General features: G+C 63.1%; 16 protein-coding genes. 9 read left to right on the forward strand and 7 right to left on the reverse strand.

Annotated features, from left to right (window positions below):
- Positions 1–90: 90 nt before the first annotated feature.
- Positions 91–1,203, reverse strand: coding sequence for an aspartate-semialdehyde dehydrogenase (gene asd, locus SPH52_RS10870; RefSeq protein ID WP_411795044.1), 1,113 nt, complete (start codon positions 1,201–1,203; stop codon positions 91–93).
- A gap of 388 nt (positions 1,204–1,591) precedes the next feature.
- Here asd and SPH52_RS10875 point away from each other — a divergent pair, with 388 nt between their 5' ends.
- Both SPH52_RS10875 and SPH52_RS10880 read left to right on the forward strand, forming a co-directional pair.
- The gene (locus SPH52_RS10875; protein WP_411795045.1) at positions 1,592–2,830 is read left to right on the forward strand and encodes a nucleotidyltransferase family protein; all 1,239 of its coding nucleotides are present in this window, start codon (positions 1,592–1,594) and stop codon (positions 2,828–2,830) included.
- Positions 2,831–2,852: 22 nt separating this feature from the next.
- Complete coding sequence (locus tag SPH52_RS10880) at positions 2,853–4,673, forward strand: ABC transporter ATP-binding protein (RefSeq protein WP_411795046.1); 1,821 nt, start codon at positions 2,853–2,855, stop codon at positions 4,671–4,673.
- A 30-nt stretch (positions 4,674–4,703) separates the two neighbouring features.
- Here the strand turns inward: SPH52_RS10880 and SPH52_RS10885 are convergent, their stop codons facing one another.
- The 5 genes from SPH52_RS10885 to leuC all read right to left on the reverse strand — a co-directional run bounded on the left by SPH52_RS10885 (position 4,704) and on the right by leuC (position 9,091).
- On the reverse strand, positions 4,704–4,976 hold the full coding sequence (locus tag SPH52_RS10885; protein ID WP_411795047.1) for a PqqD family peptide modification chaperone: 273 nt from the start codon (positions 4,974–4,976) through the stop codon (positions 4,704–4,706).
- A gap of 168 nt (positions 4,977–5,144) precedes the next feature.
- On the reverse strand, positions 5,145–5,621 hold the full coding sequence (locus SPH52_RS10890; RefSeq protein ID WP_411795048.1) for a lasso peptide biosynthesis B2 protein: 477 nt from the start codon (positions 5,619–5,621) through the stop codon (positions 5,145–5,147).
- 112 nt (positions 5,622–5,733) lie between these two features.
- The gene (gene leuB / locus SPH52_RS10895; protein ID WP_411795049.1) at positions 5,734–6,813 is read right to left on the reverse strand and encodes a 3-isopropylmalate dehydrogenase; all 1,080 of its coding nucleotides are present in this window, start codon (positions 6,811–6,813) and stop codon (positions 5,734–5,736) included.
- A gap of 175 nt (positions 6,814–6,988) precedes the next feature.
- Entirely contained in the window at positions 6,989–7,642 is a 654-nt protein-coding gene (gene leuD, locus SPH52_RS10900) for a 3-isopropylmalate dehydratase small subunit (RefSeq protein WP_411795050.1), read from the reverse strand.
- A 3-nt stretch (positions 7,643–7,645) separates the two neighbouring features.
- Entirely contained in the window at positions 7,646–9,091 is a 1,446-nt protein-coding gene (gene leuC, locus SPH52_RS10905; RefSeq protein ID WP_411795051.1) for a 3-isopropylmalate dehydratase large subunit, read from the reverse strand.
- 321 nt (positions 9,092–9,412) lie between these two features.
- Here leuC and SPH52_RS10910 point away from each other — a divergent pair, with 321 nt between their 5' ends.
- Both SPH52_RS10910 and SPH52_RS10915 read left to right on the forward strand, forming a co-directional pair.
- Positions 9,413–10,300: a LysR family transcriptional regulator gene (locus tag SPH52_RS10910; protein ID WP_411795052.1), complete on the forward strand. Its 888-nt coding sequence runs from the start codon at positions 9,413–9,415 to the stop codon at positions 10,298–10,300.
- 61 nt (positions 10,301–10,361) lie between these two features.
- Positions 10,362–11,690: a hypothetical protein gene (locus SPH52_RS10915; RefSeq protein ID WP_411795053.1), complete on the forward strand. Its 1,329-nt coding sequence runs from the start codon at positions 10,362–10,364 to the stop codon at positions 11,688–11,690.
- 17 nt (positions 11,691–11,707) lie between these two features.
- Here the strand turns inward: SPH52_RS10915 and SPH52_RS10920 are convergent, their stop codons facing one another.
- Positions 11,708–12,223 carry a zinc ribbon-containing protein gene (locus SPH52_RS10920; protein ID WP_411795054.1) on the reverse strand — a complete coding sequence of 172 codons (516 nt, stop codon included), beginning with the start codon at positions 12,221–12,223 and terminating at the stop codon, positions 11,708–11,710.
- 205 nt (positions 12,224–12,428) lie between these two features.
- Between SPH52_RS10920 and leuS the strand changes: the two genes are divergently transcribed.
- The 5 genes from leuS to SPH52_RS10945 all read left to right on the forward strand — a co-directional run bounded on the left by leuS (position 12,429) and on the right by SPH52_RS10945 (position 18,158).
- A complete protein-coding gene (leuS, locus tag SPH52_RS10925; RefSeq protein ID WP_411795055.1) occupies positions 12,429–15,011 on the forward strand; it encodes a leucine--tRNA ligase in 2,583 nt (860 codons plus the stop codon).
- A gap of 23 nt (positions 15,012–15,034) precedes the next feature.
- Positions 15,035–15,532: an LPS assembly lipoprotein LptE gene (gene lptE / locus SPH52_RS10930; protein ID WP_411795056.1), complete on the forward strand. Its 498-nt coding sequence runs from the start codon at positions 15,035–15,037 to the stop codon at positions 15,530–15,532.
- 31 nt (positions 15,533–15,563) lie between these two features.
- Positions 15,564–16,622, forward strand: coding sequence for a DNA polymerase III subunit delta (gene holA / locus SPH52_RS10935; RefSeq protein WP_411795057.1), 1,059 nt, complete (start codon positions 15,564–15,566; stop codon positions 16,620–16,622).
- Positions 16,623–16,803: 181 nt separating this feature from the next.
- Positions 16,804–17,196 carry a PA2779 family protein gene (locus SPH52_RS10940; RefSeq protein ID WP_411795058.1) on the forward strand — a complete coding sequence of 131 codons (393 nt, stop codon included), beginning with the start codon at positions 16,804–16,806 and terminating at the stop codon, positions 17,194–17,196.
- 11 nt (positions 17,197–17,207) lie between these two features.
- Complete coding sequence (locus SPH52_RS10945; RefSeq protein WP_411795059.1) at positions 17,208–18,158, forward strand: PA2778 family cysteine peptidase; 951 nt, start codon at positions 17,208–17,210, stop codon at positions 18,156–18,158.
- Positions 18,159–18,203 lie beyond the last annotated feature (45 nt).

An 18,203-nucleotide genomic window follows, 5' to 3' on the forward strand; every position in this document is an offset into this window, starting at 1 on the left:
GCGCGGCGGGACTTCATCAAATCAACGAACTCTCATGCAAAACGGGGCATCTCCCGCAGGAGATGCCCCGTTATCGGCACTGCGAGACGATCACTGCTCGCGCAGGATCTTCAACATACGCTTGAGCGGTTCGGCCGCGCCCCACAGCAACTGGTCGCCCGCAGTAAAGGCAGAAAGATATTCACCGCCCATGTTCAACTTGCGCAGACGACCCACCGGGATGCTCAAGGTGCCCGTCACGACCGAAGGCGTCAGGCCGGCAACGGTGGCCTCCTTGTCGTTGGGAATCACCTTGACCCACTCGTTGTGCTTGGCGATGCGCTCCTCGATCTCATCTATCGGCACATCTTTCTTCAACTTGATGGTGAAGGCTTGGCTGTGTGAGCGCATGGCGCCGATACGCACGCAGAGACCATCGATGGGAACCGGGTTGTTCTGGATCCCCAGGATCTTGTTGGTCTCTACGCTGCCCTTCCACTCCTCGCGACTCTGACCATTGTCGAGCTTGGTATCGATCCAGGGCAGCAGGCTGCCGGCCAGCGGCGCGGTGAAATTCTCGGTCGGGAAGTCACCGCTGCGCATGGCCTGGGTGACCTTGCGATCAATGTCGAGGATGGCGCTGGCCGGGTCGCTCAGCTCATCGGCGACGCTATCGCGCAGCGCGCCCATCTGCAGCAGCAGCTCGCGCATGTGCTTGGCACCGGAACCGGAAGCCGCCTGATAGGTCATGGAGGTCATCCACTCGATCAGGTCGGCCTCGAACAGGCCGCCCAGGCCCATCAGCATCAGGCTGACGGTGCAGTTGCCGCCGACGAAGGTCTTGGCCCCGCGAGCGAGCTGCTCGTCGATCACCTTGCGGTTGACCGGGTCGAGGATGATGGTCGCCTCGTCTTCCATGCGCAGGGTGCTGGCGGCATCGATCCAGTAACCCTTCCAGCCGCTGCCGCGCAGGTCGCCGTAAACCTGCTTGGTGTAGTCACCGCCCTGACAGGTGATCACGACATCCAGCGCCTTGAGCTCGTCGATGTCGGTGGCATCCTTGAGCGGAGGTACGTCCACGCCGATGTCGGGGCCGGGTTTGCCGACCTGGGAGGTGGTGAAGAAGATCGGCTCGATGCCGTCGAAATCTCCATCCTCCTGCATGCGCTGCATGAGTACCGAGCCCACCATGCCGCGCCAACCGACGAAACCGACTTTCAACATGTGAAGTCCTCCTGAAGAGAATGAGGCCAATAGTATACATGACCCGGGCCCACCTCACAGGCGGGCCCGGGCGCAAGAGTCACAGCAAATGTAGCGTCAACACCTGATCGCTTCATTTCATGGGCGAAAGCGGTATGCACCCCCTCGAAGGCAATATCCGCGGTCCACGGCCACCCGTCCAGCATTTTGAAAGGCACCAGGGCTACTCGAGCGCCAAGCCGGGGTGCGACCTCGATCACCAATTCGGCGCTACCTACGCAGGCACCTGGCGAAGTTCTCGAAAGTGTAATATTAAGTAACAAGACATCTCCTAGGCGGCCGGCATCGCAATACCCTTGGTCCGTACCGTCTTGCATAGCCAAGGTCCACTATCCGGAGGATCGCAGCGATGCTTCACGACAGTTCCTGCTCCAGCAGCACCGGGCATGACATGGCGGTCGGGCCCAGCTCTCCATCGCCGATGCTACGCCTACTGTTTCTCCTCGCCAGGCTTGAGCTCTCGGAGGCTCAAGAGCGGCAGATACTCGTCCTCAGCTCGTCCATCGACGACTGGTCCGAACTGATGCGCCTGGCCCGAGAAACTTATGTGCTGCCTCTCGTTTATCGCCACCTGAGCCGGCTCGCACCAGCGTCCCTGTCCCCGAAGCACATGACCCAGTTGCGTGACCAATGCCTGCTGACCGTGGCGCACAACCTGAGGGTCGCTGCCGAGCAGAAACGGCTCGTGCACGACCTTCTCGACCCCCTGAAAATTCCTTACCTCTTCTTCAAGGGTCCCGCACTCGCCGCCCGCTACTACGATGACCCTGGTTTGCGATACTGCGCCGACATCGACCTGTTGATTCCCCGCAGTCGAATTTGCGACCTGCTGGCCAAAGCTCTCGAGAGCAGTTACCAGCCCAGCGATCCGCCATGGCTGACCCCGGACAGGACCGCGCTGGATTTTGCCATCGGTCGACAGCCGGTCATCAACATCCTCACTCCGGCGGATATCGAAGTCGAAGTACATTGCCAGCTCGACAAGCAGGCAGGGCTCTACGATACCGAGGCGCTGCTGGCCACTCGAGAGCCATTGCAGGTGGGCGATACGACCCTATGGGTGATGCCAATCCACGAACTGTTCGTCTATCTCTGCCTGCATAACACACGCCACTATTGGTCACATCTGCACTGGCTGGTCGATCTGGATGCGCTGCAACGCCACCCCGACTTTGATTTGGCGGCTGCCTACGCGTGCGCAAGGCAGCGCGGCCTGACCGCTACCGTCGACGCGAGCCTGGAACTGAGCAGGCTGTTGGCCACCCCCGACCTGGATGGCGCTGCTGGCGAGCTCAGTCCACGGGGTCGCGCTCTGTATCAGGCCTGCCTGGCCACGCTCCAGGGCGGGCTCGAGGCCGAGTTGGCACTACGACGCAAGCGGCCCGCACCGGAGTTTGCCTTCGACTGGCAAACCACCCTGGGCTATCGGATCACGAGTCGTTTACGGCGCTGGGCACAGCCTTTTCGGCCCAGCTACTTCGACTATGCCAGCCGCCCTCTCCCGCCAAGCTGGCAATGGCTCTATTACGTCACGCACCCCTGCCGGAAACTGCGCAGCCTGATCACATCGAAGAGGTCGCACCCATGACTCACGCCGTGGCCAGACACTGATGCTGAACCTGCGCAAGCTGTTGGCTCCCGTAGATACGCTGAGAGCCATCCTCCCCCTGCTGTGGGTGAGCAGCCGGAAATGGACGCTGCTGAGCACGCTGTTCATGGCCATGGAGGCGTGCCTGGGGCTCGCCACACTCTACCTGCTGAAGCAGTTGGTCGACGTGGTCACTCAACTGCTCGGCGACGGCGCCTCGGCAGGTAACTTCACGCCCGTGCTGTGGTACGTCGCGCTGACCGGCGTAGCGACGCTCGCCTTCATAGTGGCACGCGCCCTGTCGAACCTCGCCAAGGAGATACAGTCACTGCTGGTGGCAGACCACATCGACCAGGAGATCCATGCCAGGGCGGTGGCAGCTGATCTCGCTTTCTATGAAAGCCCGCGCTACTTCGACACCCTCGAACGCGCCCGGGAGGCGGGCACCCATCGGCCCGTCCAGGTGGTGAGCAATCTCATGATGCTGGTCCGCAACGCCATCATGCTCACGGCCATAGCAGCGCTGATCCTGTCGCTCAATTGGCTGCTACTGCCGGTATTGGCGATCGCCATCATTCCAGCGCTGCTGGTAAGGCTGCACTTCACCAGGCATCTTTACGACTGGCAGCATCGGCGTACGCAAATGGAGCGGCGCGCTAGCTATCTCGACTGGCTGATGACCTCGGATCACCACGCCAAGGAGCTACGCCTCTACCAGTTGGGCGATCATCTGAGACGCAGCTATGGCAGACTGCGAAGCCAGATACGGCACGAACGCGTGCACATCACCCAGCGGCGTACCCGGATCGAAGTAGCCGTGGGAGCCATTGCCACTATCGCCTTCTTCGGCGCCCTGGCCTACCTTGCATGGCAAACGGCGGAGGGCCACAACAGTGTCGGTGACCTGGTCCTGTTCCTGCTGATCTTCCAACGCGCCCAGTCCATGGGGCAGGAACTGGTCCATGGGCTCTCCAATCTCTACGAAGACCATCTCTTCATGGGGTTGCTGCTCGAGTTCCTGGCCATTCGCCCGATCATCGCCGACCCTGCCGCCCCCGCACCGATGCCCGACCCGATAAGTGAGGGAATCCGTTTTCACGACGTCAGCTTTCACTATCCCGGCTGTACCACGCCCGTCCTGAACCATATCGACCTCAGCATCGCCCCAGGCCAGATCGTAGCGCTGGTGGGCACCAACGGGTCCGGCAAGACGTCACTGATCAAGCTGCTCTGCCGCCTCTACGACCCCTCGGCGGGCAAGATCACTCTGGATGGTGTGGACATCCGCGACTACGGGCTGGAAGACTATCGCCGCCTGTTCAGCGTGATCTTCCAGGATTACTCGCACTACGCCGAATCGGCGGGGGAGAACATCCGTTTTGGCGATATTCAGGCGCCTTGCGACACCCCTGTCGTGCGAACGGCAGCCCTCAAGGCCGGTGCCGATGGCTTCATACAGCAACTGCCCGCTGGCTACGACACGCCCTTGACTCGCATGTTCGACGAGGGCCAGGAAATCAGCATCGGGCAATGGCAGAAAATTGCCCTGGCACGGGCCTTCATGCAGAAGTCCAGCGTGATCATTCTCGACGAACCCACCAGCGCGCTGGATCCGGGCGCAGAATTCCAATTGTTCGAGAATTTTCGAGAACGGATCGATCACCGAGCCGCCCTCATAATCAGCCACAGGCTTTCAACCGTGAGAATGGCCGACCATATCTACGTCATGGATCAAGGTGTGATAAGCGAGAGCGGAACCCATGACGACCTGATCAAGCGCGGGGGTATCTACTGCCGGCTGTTCAACCAGCAGGCTCACCACTATCGGGAAGTGGGAGCCTGAAAATGGAAATCCGTAAATGACAGAGCCCGATCAGCGGCTCATCACCAGGCCTTCCGTCTCGAGATGCTCCAGAAACTCCAGAACGTCGCGCTCGCAGGTTTCACGTTCGACCGAGAACTCGGCCAGGAGTTGGTCGCAGATACCCGAGACGCTTGCCTCGGCCTGAATCAAGCTCCAGATACGCCCCCCCACTGCCTGGGTACCGTAATACATGCCCCGTTCTGCACTGAACAGGACCAGATCATCATTGATCTGTGAACCAAGCAACGACGGGTGCCGTTTCACTACCGTGGTCATATCCATTCTTCGCTTACTCCCCTGATGGCGCCGGACGATATGTGTAGAATTGTATCTTCGCGAGGATGCATCAAGACAGGATGCACCACCTTTTGGCACTAGGCTGAAAAGGTGGAAGCTCTCATATCGTCAGGTTGAGGCTTGACCTATGACACAGGCAGTTCGGTCACGCCATTACTCGGTCAAGCCCTCTCGAGCGGGGTAGCAACGCACGAAGCTCGAGAGCGCTACATAGGGCACGTCCTGGTAGCCCAGGATCACACCATTGGCATCCCTCACCCAGGCATGGGCCTTGAAGGTAGGGCGCCGCTCCGCATCCAGCTCGGTCAGGGTACCAAGCACCAGGCAGGAGGAGATTCGTCGCCGATGCATCATCCACTGAGCCGCCATGGCCAGCATGAGGCAAGTCAGCCTTTCTCCTAGCCGGGCATGGATGGCCCTTATCGACCAGCAGATTTCGAGCGCCCGAGGGTCGCGACCGGCAGCATCCAGCTCGACGTCACCCGCCGCCTGCTGGCCCAGCCAGCGTGCCCACCAACGGAACGGCAGGCCACGAACCAGCACCCAGGCCAAGGCCAACCAGAGCGACCCCTCGAGCAACAGGGCCTTGCGCTGCCAAGGCAGGCGAACGAGACGACGGAGGGTCTTCACAAGGCCAGGTTCCATGGAGATCGACGAGCCTTCCACAAGCGTAGTCGAGAAACCCTGCCCAGCGAAAACCCTCCGCCGTGGAAACAGCATTACCTGAACCTGATGTCTGCCCTCAAGAAGCTTCGAAGGCCGCCAGCACCGCGTCGCCCATCTCGATGGTGGAGACGGTGCGCGTTCCTTCCGATGCAATATCAGCCGTGCGCAGCCCATCGTCCAACACCGTACCTACGGCATCTTCGATGCGCTGGGCGAGTTCGAACTCACCCAGTGAGTAGCGCAGCATCATGGCTACCGAGAGAATGGTGGCCAGCGGGTTGGCGACCCCCTTGCCGGCGATGTCCGGCGCGCTGCCGTGGCACGGCTCGTACATGCCCTGGCCGCTCTCGTTGAGCGAGGCCGAGGGCAGCATGCCGATGGAGCCGGTAAGCATGGCGGCGGCATCGGAGAGGATGTCGCCGAACATGTTGCCGGTGACCATCACATCGAACTGCTTGGGCGCTCGCACCAGCTGCATGGCGGCGTTGTCGACGTACATGTGCGAGAGCTCGACGTCGGGATACTCCGGCGCCAGCCGCTCCATCACCTCGCGCCACAGGATGGTGACCTCGAGCACGTTGGCCTTGTCGACGCTGCACAGGCGCTTGCCGCGCTTCTGCGCCAGCTCGAAGGCGACCCGGCCGATGCGCTCGATCTCGCTCTCGGAGTATACGTAGGTGTTGAAGCCGACCCGCTGGCCGTCTCGCACCTCGATACCGCGCGGCTGGCCGAAGTAGATGCCACCGGTGAGCTCGCGCACGATCATGATGTCGAGCCCCGCAACCAGCTCGGGCTTGAGGCTGGAGGCGCTGGCCAGTTGCGGGTAAGTGATGGCCGGGCGCAGGTTGGCGAACAGGCCGAGGTTCTTGCGCAGGCCGAGCAGGCCCTTCTCAGGGCGCATGGTGAGGTCTTCGAGCTTATCCCACTTGGGGCCGCCCACGGCGCCGAGCAGGATGGCATCGGCGGCCTTGGCCTTCTCCAGGGTCACCCCGGGCAGCGGCTCGCCGTGCTCGTCATAGGCGCTGCCACCGACCAGCCCTTCCTCGATGTCGATATCGAGGCCGCGGGCCTGGCAGGCAGCCAGGATGCGGCTCGCCTGAGCGGTGATCTCGGGGCCGATGCCGTCGCCCGGCAGTACCAGAATCTTGCGTGTCATCGTTGCTTCCTTGGTTGACTACGCCGTCGCAAGCGGGGCGCCGGGGGCAGACCGAAGAAGAGGCCTTTTGCCATGGATGGCAAAAGTAGCGCCCAGGGATGGGTTCACAGCGCCTCCTCGCAGGCCTGCCGCCGGATCAGCCCCGCACCACCGACGGATGCAAAGTTAAGAGCGTTCAGGCCTGAGCGGTATCGCGGAACAGCCACGGCCGGGCCTGGCGATGCTTCACCTCGAAGGCGCGAATGGCGTCCTCGTCCTGCAGCGTGATGCCGATGTCATCGAGCCCCTCGAGCAAACAGTGCTTGCGGAAAGCGTCGACCTCGAACTCGAGGATCTCACCTGCGGGGGTGATCACTCGCTGGTTCTCCAGATCCACGTCCAGGCGGTAGCCTTCGCTGGCTTCCACCTCGCGGAACAGCCGGTCGACCTCCTCCTCGGGCAGGGTGATCAGCAGCAGGCCGTTCTTGAAGGCGTTGTTGTAGAAGATGTCGGCAAAGCTCGGCGCAATCACCACGCGGAAGCCGAAATCTTCCAGTGCCCAGGGCGCATGCTCGCGGGAGCTGCCGCAGCCGAAGTTGCGCCGTGCGAGCAGGACACTGGCGCCCTGGTAGCGTGGCTGGTTGAGCACGAAATCGGGATTGAGCGGACGCTTCGAACAGTCCTGCCCCGGCTGCCCTTCGTCGAGGTAGCGCAGCTCGTCGAACAGGTTGACGCCGAAGCCGGTACGCTTGATCGACTTCAAGAACTGCTTGGGAATGATCAGGTCGGTGTCGACGTTGGCCCGATCGAGCGGCGCGACGAGACCCTCGGTGCGTTCGAACTTTCTCATGGCTCAGGCCTCCTCTGCGACAGGCTGGGCGTCGAAACGACGTACGTCGACGAAATGACCGGCGATGGCAGCGGCGGCGGCCATCGCCGGGCTGACCAGATGAGTGCGCCCGCCGTAACCCTGACGGCCTTCGAAGTTGCGATTCGAAGTGGAAGCACAGTGCTCGCCGGCACCGAGCTTGTCGGCGTTCATCGCCAGACACATGGAGCAGCCCGGCTCGCGCCACTCGAAGCCCGCTTCGATGAAGATCTTGTCGAGCCCCTCGGCCTCGGCCTGACGCTTCACCAAGCCGGAGCCCGGCACCACCATGGCGAGCTTGATGGAATTGGCCACCTTCTTGCCGCGTGCCACCTTGGCCGCCTCGCGCAGGTCCTCGATGCGTGAATTGGTGCAAGAGCCGATGAACACCTTGTCGAGGCGAATGTCGGTGATCTTCTGCTTCGGCGCCAGACCCATGTACTCCAGCGCCCGGGTGTAGCCTCGCTTGACCGTTTCGTCGCCTTGCTCGGCCGGGTCGGGTACTTCGCCGGTAATACCGGTGACCATCTCGGGGCTGGTGCCCCAGCTCACCTGCGGTTCGATCTCGGCGGCATCCAGTGTCACCACCTTGTCGAACTGGGCGTCCGAATCGGAGACCAGATTGCGCCAGTCGGTCACGGCGGCCTGCCACTGCTCGCCCCGGGGAGCGAAGGGGCGCTCGGCGAGATACTCGATGGTGGTGTCGTCAACGGCGATCAGGCCAACCCGTGCACCGGCCTCGATGGCCATGTTGCAGACCGTCATGCGGCCTTCCATGGAGAGGTCGCGAATGGCGCTGCCGGCGAACTCGATGGCGTAGCCGGTGCCGCCGGCAGTGCCGATCTTGCCGATGATGGCCAGCACCACGTCCTTGGCGGTGACACCGACACCGAGCTTGCCTTCGACGCGCACCTGCATGTTCTTCATCTTTTGCGCCAGCAGGCACTGGGTGGCGAGCACGTGCTCCACCTCGGAGGTACCGATGCCGTGGGCCAGGGCGGCGAAGGCGCCATGGGTGGCGGTGTGGGAGTCGCCGCAGACCACGGTCATGCCCGGCAGGGTGGCGCCCTGCTCCGGCCCCACCACGTGGACGATGCCCTGGCGCGGGTCGTTGATCTTGAACTCCTCGATGCCGAACTCGACGCAGTTGTCGTCGAGCGTCTGCACCTGGATCAGCGACACCGGGTCCTTGATGCCGGCGTTGCCCTCGGCACGTTCCTTCACGGTGGTCGGCACGTTGTGATCCGGCGTGGCCAGGTTGGCGTCGAGCCGCCAGGGCTTGCGACCGGCCAGGCGCAGCCCCTCGAAGGCCTGCGGCGAAGTCACTTCGTGCAACAGTTGCCGGTCGATGTAGATCAGTGCGGTGCCGTCGTCGCGCTCCTTCACCAAGTGCTGCGACCACAGCTTGTCGTAAAGCGTCTGGCCTGCCATATCGTTCTCCCGGGCTCTATGGCCCTTTTCTTCATGCGGTCTAGTACGTTTTGCCTCAAAGGGCCATTGCAGCAGGGCTTGCCGAGGGGCGCCGGGGACAGGTCGGAGAGGAGGTCATTTGCCATGGATGGCAAATGTAGCGTCCAGGGATGGATTCACAGCGCCTCCTCGAAGACCTTGTCGCCGGCAAAGCCTCGATCTGCCAAGGCTGCGCCTTTAGTGCATCGCCATGGCCAAGTGATTGCAGTCTTGCGCGACTCGCCCATAAAAGCAATTCATGTTATTTATTCATTGGATTCCATAAGGGAATACAAACGAGAGATGGACACCCAAAGCCTGCAAGCCTTCCTCGCCGTGGCCGACAGCGCCAGCTTCTCGCGTGCCGCGGAGCAGCTGCACCTGACCCAGCCAGCGGTCTCCAAGCGCATCGCCACGCTCGAGGATCAGATCGGCGCCCGCTTGTTCGACCGCATCGGTCGCCGCGTCACGTTGACCGAGGCCGGCCAGGTACTGCTGCCCCGGGCGCGGCAGATTCTGGTCATGGTGGATGACAGTCGCCGCGCGCTGGTCAACCTGACGGGTGATGTTGGCGGCAGCCTGACCCTCGCCACCAGCCACCATATCGGCTTGCATCGCCTGCCGCCGCTGCTCAAGGCTTACACCCGAACCCATCCCGAGGTGCGCATGGACCTGCGCTTCCTCGACTCGGAGCAGGCCTATCAAGGCGTGCTTGACGGCGAGTTGGAAATCGCCGTCGTCACGCTGGCGCCACACCCGGACCCCCAGCTCGAGGTGGTACCGGTGTGGGATGACCGCATGTGCTTCGTGTGCGCCCACGACCACCCTCTGGCCGAGCGAGGGCGGCTATCGTTGCACGAGCTGTGTACCTTCGATGCGGTACTGCCCGGCTCCATGACCTTCACTCGCACCTTGATCGAGTCACGCTTCGCCGCTGCCGGCCTTACGCTACCCGTGGCACTTGTCACCAACTATCTCGAAACACTCAAGATGATGACTGCCATCGGCCTGGGCTGGAGCCTGCTGCCGGAGCGGCTGGTAGCTGGCGAACTGCACGAGCTCGAGGTGGATCATCCTTCCATCCATCGCTCCTTGGGCTACTTGGTGCACCGCAGCCGCACGCTTTCCAACGCCGCACGAGCCATGCTGGCGCTGCTGGAAGAGGCACGTGACGCGGCAAGTCGCGGGTGATAGAAAGAAATTGTTAGACTGCTCACAATAATATTCGACGCCACCTGGACCCTACGCCACCGTGTCTTCTTCCAACTCCCCCGCCACATCGACACGCCATGCCTTGGCGGGCGTGCTTATTCTGCTTGGGCTGGTGCAGCAGATCCTCGGTTTCGCCGGGCTGACACCGCTGCCAAACGGCGTCGGTTATGCGCTGTGGCTGGCCACGCTGCTGCTGTGGCGCGACATTCCCCAGCGAACCCGCTGGCAGTCCGGGGCGCTGGCAGTCATTGGCCTGGTGCTGCTGATGATCGCACGCTGGCAGTACGGAGCTCAGTTCGCCTGGCCCGCAGCGACCAGCGGCAACACCTATGTGGTAGCGATGCTGGTTGGCGTCAGCTTCGTCGGACTGATCGGCAACCGTAGCGGTTCGTCGCGCCCTCTCGGCCACCCGATCACCGGTCGTCGCGGCACCTTGGGCACCTGGCTCGGCGTGCACATGCTCGGCACCATCCTCAACCTATCGACGGTATTCATGATCGGCGACCGTCTGGCCAGGCGCGGCCCATTGACGACACCTCAGCTGCTGGCACTGAATCGCGGGCTTTCCAGCGCTGCGCTGTGGTCACCCTTCTTCGCTTCCATGGGTGTGGTAATGACGCTGGCACCGGACATGGAGTACTCGCGCATTCTCGCCGTGGGGCTGCCGCTGGCGATCGTCAGCGGCGTTATCACCACGCTGGAACTTTCACGCAGATTCGACCTGGCCGAAGTCGCGGGCTTTTCGCTTTCGCCGCGCAGCCTGCTGATGCCCGTGTCAATGGCTGCCCTGGTCATGTTGTTCCATTACCAGCTCACTCCCGAGCTCGGCATCGTCAGTATCATCACCTTTCTGCTGCCGGCGGTAGCACTGGCCAGCAACTTGCCGGCTGGACCGCGCTGGACACTGCGACGCCTGCACCAGCATGTGCTGATACGCCTGCCGGCCATGCGCGGTGAAATCGCCCTGTTTCTCTCCGCCGGTCTACTGACCTTGGGATTATCGACCCTGGTTGCCGCAGCGACGGGGAGTGAATGGACGCTGTTCGCGCGCTTCGGCCCCGCTCAGGCCGTCATCAGCTTTCTCGCGATCGTGGCCAGTGCCGTGGTGGGCCTGCACCCGATCATCGGCGTCTCGGTACTCGCTTCGACACTCGACCTGAGCGGCAACGAGCAGACCCTGTTCGCCTTCACCGCCCTCGCTTCCTGGGCGGTAGGCACCTCGGTAGGACCGCTGTCGGGCATCAACCTGTCGCTGCAGGGCCGCTACGGTGTCAGCGGCTACCGCATGATGCGTTACAACCTGGGCTATGCCCTGGCACTAAGCGGCCTCGTGATAGGAGCTCTTTTGGGGCTCGACGCCTGGCTATAGCGATCCTCGATACAGCCTCATTGCGAGGCGCGATAGAAATAGCGGTGGCCGCACTGATGGCACGGCTCGATACGGGTCACGCCTTCGAGGTCGACCACCGCATCGCAATGCACGCAGGCCATGCGACCTGGCGCGGCGATCTCTCCCTCGCAGTAATCGGCACGCGCCGCTTCCAGATCCTCCTTCAGGCGTTCGTTATCGACGATGCTGCGGTCTGCAATGGAGAACAGAGAATCCACCACCTTGCGTGAGAGCTGGTCGAGGTCGATCCCCAACCAGGCAGCCACGCCACGGCCGCCCGCCCGCAGGTAGCGGCGCATGTCGATCAGGTCGCGCTCGACCCAAGCGCGCAGCAGAGCCAGCTCGTCCTTGGTGAACTCTTCGAGATCGGCCTCGAATTCGACCGCCTCGTCCAGCTCCCGCTGCAGGTTTTCCCAGGTCAGGTCATCCGCACCCTCACGCAGCCGGGTCAGCATGCGCTCATAGCCTTCGCGCAGTCGATGTTCGCGATGGGGGTCGGGGCGTTCGCTCATGATCATCTCCTCGAAGCGGTTCGGCATGGGCCGGGCATGGCCGGGCATGCCCTACTGGGGTATCCTTGGTTACCATTTAGACGCCATCCTGCCGTCAGTTCAACGTTTTATCGTACCGCTGCAGGTCAGGACTGACGTCGGACAACTTCCTGCGCAACTACCCGGCGCCTTGCGCCCGAACACTCTAAGGTCATTTCGAAAGCCGATGGACGCACAGTACAAGCCCTTTGAAATCGAACGCGACGCCCAGCAGTTCTGGGACCAGAACCAGTGCTTCAAGGCGGTGGAGGATGCCAACCGCGAGAAGTTCTACTGCCTGTCGATGTTCCCCTACCCCAGCGGCAAGCTGCACATGGGGCACGTGCGCAATTACACCATCGGCGACGTGGTCTCGCGCTTCCAGCGCATGCAGGGCAAGAACGTGATGCAGCCCATGGGCTGGGACGCCTTCGGCATGCCGGCCGAGAACGCAGCGATCCAGAACCGGGTGCCGCCGGCCAAGTGGACCTACGACAACATCGACTACATGCGCAACCAGCTCAAGGCACTGGGATTCGCCTACGACTGGAGCCGCGAATTCGCCACCTGCGACACCAGCTACTACCGCTGGGAACAGTGGTTCTTCGCCAAGCTTGTCGAGAAGGGCCTGGTCTACAAGAAGATGTCCACCGTCAACTGGGACCCGGTCGACCAGACGGTACTGGCCAACGAACAGGTCATCGAGGGGCGTGGCTGGCGCTCCGGCGCGCTGGTGGAGCGCAAGGAGATCCCGCTGTGGTTCCTCAAGATCACCGACTATGCCGATGAGCTGCTCGCCGACCTCGACAAGATCGAGTGGCCGGAGCAGGTCAAGACCATGCAGCGCAACTGGATCGGCAAGTCACGCGGCGTGGAACTCAGCTTCGACATCAAGGCAGCCGACGGCAGCGCGGCCGAACCGCTGTCTGTCTATACCACTCGCCCCGACACCCTGTTGGGCGTGACTTACGTCGCGGTAGCGGCCGCCCACCCGCTGGCCAAGGCTGCGGCAGAAGGTAACGCCGAGCTTGCCGCCTTCTGCGAGGAGTGCGCCCAAGGCGGCACCTCCGAAGCGGAGCTGGCCACCAAGGAGAAGCGCGGCATGCCCACCGGGCACCTCGCCGTGCACCCGCTGAACGGCCGCCAGGTGCCCGTCTATGTGGCCAACTTCGTGCTGATGGAGTTCGGTACCGGCGCGGTCATGGCGGTACCCGGCCACGACCAGCGCGACTGGGAGTTCGCCACCAAGTACGACCTGCCCATCGAGGCGGTCATTGCCGACGAGAGCGGCCAGGCGCCGGATCTCTCGCAAGGCGCCTACGTGGAGTATGGCCGGCTGATCAACTCCGGCGAGTTCGATGGCCTCGATTTCAATGCCGCCTTCGAGACCATCGCCGGCAGGCTCGCCGAGCTGGGTCGCGGCGAGGTGAAGACCAACTATCGTCTGCGCGACTGGGGCGTGGCCCGCCAGCGCTACTGGGGCGCGCCGATCCCGGTCAAGTACGGCCCCGAAGGCCAGACCGTGCCGCTCTCCGACGAGGAGCTGCCCGTCGCCCTGCCCATGGAGGTCACCGTCGACGCATCGGGCTCGCCGCTCAAGCGCATGCCCGAGTTCTATGAGCTGGGCGACGGCTGGGTGCGCGAGACCGATACCTTCGACACCTTCATGGAGTCGTCCTGGTACTTCGCCCGCTTCTGCTGTGCCGACAACCAGGAGGCGATGCTCGACGAGCGTGCCGACTACTGGCTGCCGGTGGATCTCTACATAGGCGGCATCGAGCACGCCATCCTGCACCTGCTCTACGCGCGCTTCTTCACCAAGCTGATGCGCGACCTGGGCCTGGTCAAGGTCGACGAACCGTTCCAGCGCCTGCTCACACAGGGCATGGTGATCGCCGAGACCTTCTACCGCACGACGCCAAACGGCGGCAAGGAGTGGTTCAACCCCGCCGATGTTGAGGTCAAGCGCGACGACAAGGGCCGCCCGGTCAGCGCGGTGCTGATCAAGGACGGCCTGCCGGTGGAGATGGGCGGCATCGAGAAGATGTCGAAGTCGAAGAACAACGGCGTCGACCCGCAGTCGATGATCGACCGCTTCGGCGCCGACACCGTGCGCCTGTTCATGATGTTCGCCGCCCCGCCCGAGCAGTCGCTGGAGTGGTCCGACTCCGGGGTCGAGGGCGCCAGCCGTTTCCTCAAGCGCCTGTGGCGCCTGGTCGCCGAACACCTCGAGGCCGGCGAACCGGGCTCTCTCGACACCGCGGCGCTCGATGAGCCCCAGCGCGAACTGCGTCGCAAGACTCATGAGACGATCAAGAAAGCCAGCGACGACATCGGCCGACGCACGACTTTCAATACCGCCATCGCCGCGGTGATGGAACTTTCCAACGCGCTTGGTAAGTTCAACGACACCTCGCCGCTGGGCCTGGCCGTGGCCCGTGAGGCCGTCGAAGCCTGCATACTGCTGCTGGCACCGATCACACCCCACGCCTGCCATTCACTGTGGCGCGAGCTGGGCCATGCGGAGCCCGCCATCGATGCGCCCTGGCCGCAGGTGGACGAATCGGCTCTGACGCGTGACACCCTGGAACTGGTGGTACAGGTCAATGGCAAGCTGCGAGCCCGCATCGAAGTGGCCGCTGACGCTGCCAAGGAGGCCATCGAAGCCGAGGCCTTCGCCGCCGAGAACGTCCAGCGCCATACCGAGAACAAGACGGTGCGCAAGGTGATCGTGGTGCCGGGCAAGCTGGTCAATATCGTGGTGAGCTGACGCATATCGAACGGGGAGCACCCATGCAGCGACGCGGATTTCTTAATCTCGCCATGACGGCCGCTGCCGTCATGGCACTGTCTGGCTGCGGCTTTCGCCTGCGCGGCTTCGATACCCCGGGACTGGCCGTCGACGAGCTCGCCCTGGCGGGAGCCGACAGCGAACTGGCCCGCCTGGTGGCCGAGCGCCTGACCTCGGTCGGCACCCGGGTACACGACGGTGCCTCACAAATCCTCAATCTCGGCTCCGAGGCGTTCGGCGAGCGTCAATTGAGCGTGCTCGACAGCGGCCCGCAGGAGCTTGAAATGACGCTCTCGGTACCCTTCTCGGTTCAGCGGCGCAGCGATGGGGCCTACCGCCTGCCCGAACGGCGCCTAGAAGTATCGACCCGCTTCACCGTCAGCGACGACAACCTGCTGGCTCAGGACGAGCTGCGCGAGGAAGCACGCCAGGAGTTGCGCGAGGAAGCCCTGCGCCGTCTGTTGGATAGCCTGCGCACGCTGGATGACGTTCAGTCATGAGGGTGTTGAAGGTACACTCCAAGGTACTGCTGTGAAGGTCTTTGCCGACAAGTTGCCCGAAACGCTGGCCAAGAAGCTGCCACCCGTCGTGCTCGTGGCCGGCGAAGAGCCGCTGCAGCACATGGAAGCCTGCGACGCCGTGCGCATGGCGGCTCGCGAGCAAGGCATCGAGGAGCGCGAGATCCTTCATGTGGAAGCCAACTTCGCCTGGGGCCGGCTACGCGAGGCCGCAGCCAGTCTGTCGCTGTTTGCCTCGAGCAAGCTGATCGAATTGCGCTTGGGCAGCCAGAACCTGGGCCAGGAGGGGGCAAAGGCGCTGAAGGAATACGCCGACGCACCGGGCAATCGCGACAATATCCTGCTCGTCAGCATGGGCAAGCTCGACTTTCGCCAGCAGAAGAGCGCCTGGTTCCAGGCGCTCGATAAACTCGGTCTGTTCGTGCCCGTGTGGCCGGTCGATGTCTCGCGACTGGGCTTCTGGTTGCGCGATCGTGCCGAGCGCCACGGCCTCACGCTCGACCTCGATGCCGCCCGCCTGCTGGGCGAGCGTACCGAGGGCAATCTGCTGGCGGCTGACCAGGAGCTGCAGAAGCTCGCCCTGCTGCTGCCTCCCGGCACTCGCATCGGTCCTGCCCAGATCGCCGGCGGTGTGGAGGACAGCACCCGCTACGACGTCTTCACCCTGGCCGATGCCTGCCTCAAGGGCGAACGCGAACGGGTCTCACGCATCATTCGCGGTTTGCGTGGCGAAGGCGTCGAAGCTCCCATCGTGTTGTGGGCGCTCAACCGCGAGTTGCGCACCCTGCTCTCGCTGCATCAGCATCTCGACCAGGGGCAGAGCTTCGAGCACGCCTGCAAGGCGCAGAAACCGGCCATCTTCGACAAGCGCCGCCCCGCCTATCAACAGGCGATTGCACGCTTGCCCAGGAAGCGCCTGCACAAGCTGCTGCTGTTCGCCCAGCGTCTGGATCTCTCGATCAAGGGCGCTGCTCATCTGCCGCTGTGGGAAGGACTCCACGACCTGGCCCTGACGCTGGCCGGCGGCCGAGGCCTGTTGGCGGAGCTACCTTCTTCCTACCGGGTGGGGTGATTTCACAGCACTTTCGTCCAACGTCGCTATCCGTAGACGCAAGGGCATGAAATTTCACGCGCTTTCTGCTTATACTTATAAAGCATCGCTGGAGCACAAAGGACGACTGCGCTCACCGAACCAAGAGCGCTGGATCATTCAAGAGCCGGAAGCCTTTCCCCAAGAAGAAGGAACACTGATCATGAAAACCCTCCGCCGCTTTCTCAGTCCTCTACTGATCCTTGCCCTGGTGCTCGGTAGCGTCTCGGTTTCGGCCGCCCCACTACCCACCACCGAGCTGATCTCCACCCAGGCCGCTCTCTCGGCTGAACGTGCCGATGCAGACCGCGAACGCATCAACGAAATCCTGTCCCGGGCGGACGTCCAGGAACAACTCCTTGCTCAAGGCGTCGACTTGGCCGAAGTCGATGCCCGCGTGGCCGCACTCTCCGACGAGGAAGCTCGTCAGATGGCCGAGCAGCTCGACCAACTTCCTGCCGGTGCCAGTGTCGTCGGCGCCCTGCTGCTCGTATTCCTCGTGCTGCTGGTCACCGACATCCTGGGTCTGACCAACGTCTTCCCCTTCACGCGCTGATGAGACACGGCATGCAAGGTCGTATCAAGACAGCATGCAAGAACGCCCGCTTAGCGGGCGTTCTGCTGTTGGGCCTGTGGCTGCTGATGCTGACGGGCTGTGCCACCACGCCGCGCCTGGCCGAGAGCACCGAGCAGGCACTGCCGCGCCAGGCATGGATCGAAGGCGTGCCCTTCCATGCCCAGCGTGATTACCAGTGCGGCCCCGCCTCGCTGGCCATGGTACTCAACCACGGCGGCGTGAATGTGGCCATGGAGAGCCTGATTCCGCAGGTGTTCATACCCGGTCGCGAAGGCAGCGTTCAGCCCGAGATGCTTGCCACGGTGAGGCGCAACGGCCACATCCCCTTCGTACTGAATGACAGCTTCGATGCACTCCTGACGGAAATCGCTGCCGGCCATCCTGTGGTCGTCATGCAGAACCTTTCGCTACCGGCGTGGCCGATGTGGCATTACGCCGTGGCCATCGGCTACGATCTGGATGCCAAGGAAATGATCCTGCACAGCGGCGAGGAAGCAGAGCGCATCGAGTCCTTTCGTCGCTTCGATGCCACTTGGGCACGCAGCGGGCGCTGGGCTTTCGCAGCCTTGCCTCCGGGAGAGCTGCCTGGCGCGATAGGCGAACAGAGCGCCTTGCAGGCGATTGCTGACTTCGAACAGGTACAGGGGAGCGATGCCACGCTACCTGCCTGGGAGGCTTTCGTCACGCGCTTTCCAGAGTCCGCCATGGGCTACTTTGCGTTAGGCAACAGTCGTCATGCCGCAGGAGATGCATCGGGTGCCATCGCGGCATTTCGCGCATCGGTAGCACAGCGGGACGACTTGGGCGTAGCATGGTTGAACCTGGGCCTGCTGCTAGGTGCGCAGGGCGAAACAGACGAAGCCCGCCAGGCCTTGGGTCGTGCCGCCGACCTGCCCGGCCAGTGGCAGCCTCGCGCCAGGGAAGCACTGCAGCGGTTGTAGCCTGGTTTAGTTGTGGCCTGGCCAAGTAAATGAGAGCCGACAGCA

Origin of the sequence: Halomonas sp. A29 (genome assembly GCF_046723295.1) — a bacterium.
Taxonomy (GTDB): Bacteria; Pseudomonadota; Gammaproteobacteria; order Pseudomonadales; family Halomonadaceae; genus Halomonas.

Coding starts and splice junctions, on each gene's coding strand:
- SPH52_RS10885 (WP_411795047.1), bottom strand. CDS start 4,976: ATGGATATGACCACGGTAGTGAAACGGCACCCGTCGTTGCTTGGTTCA.
- SPH52_RS10920 (WP_411795054.1), bottom strand. CDS start 12,223: ATGAGCGAACGCCCCGACCCCCATCGCGAACATCGACTGCGCGAAGGC.
- asd (WP_411795044.1), bottom strand. CDS start 1,203: ATGTTGAAAGTCGGTTTCGTCGGTTGGCGCGGCATGGTGGGCTCGGTA.
- leuS (WP_411795055.1), top strand. CDS start 12,429: ATGGACGCACAGTACAAGCCCTTTGAAATCGAACGCGACGCCCAGCAG.
- leuB (WP_411795049.1), bottom strand. CDS start 6,813: ATGACACGCAAGATTCTGGTACTGCCGGGCGACGGCATCGGCCCCGAG.
- SPH52_RS10880 (WP_411795046.1), top strand. CDS start 2,853: ATGCTGAACCTGCGCAAGCTGTTGGCTCCCGTAGATACGCTGAGAGCC.
- lptE (WP_411795056.1), top strand. CDS start 15,035: ATGCAGCGACGCGGATTTCTTAATCTCGCCATGACGGCCGCTGCCGTC.
- SPH52_RS10910 (WP_411795052.1), top strand. CDS start 9,413: ATGGACACCCAAAGCCTGCAAGCCTTCCTCGCCGTGGCCGACAGCGCC.
- SPH52_RS10940 (WP_411795058.1), top strand. CDS start 16,804: ATGAAAACCCTCCGCCGCTTTCTCAGTCCTCTACTGATCCTTGCCCTG.
- SPH52_RS10875 (WP_411795045.1), top strand. CDS start 1,592: ATGCTTCACGACAGTTCCTGCTCCAGCAGCACCGGGCATGACATGGCG.
- SPH52_RS10945 (WP_411795059.1), top strand. CDS start 17,208: ATGCAAGGTCGTATCAAGACAGCATGCAAGAACGCCCGCTTAGCGGGC.
- leuC (WP_411795051.1), bottom strand. CDS start 9,091: ATGGCAGGCCAGACGCTTTACGACAAGCTGTGGTCGCAGCACTTGGTG.
- leuD (WP_411795050.1), bottom strand. CDS start 7,642: ATGAGAAAGTTCGAACGCACCGAGGGTCTCGTCGCGCCGCTCGATCGG.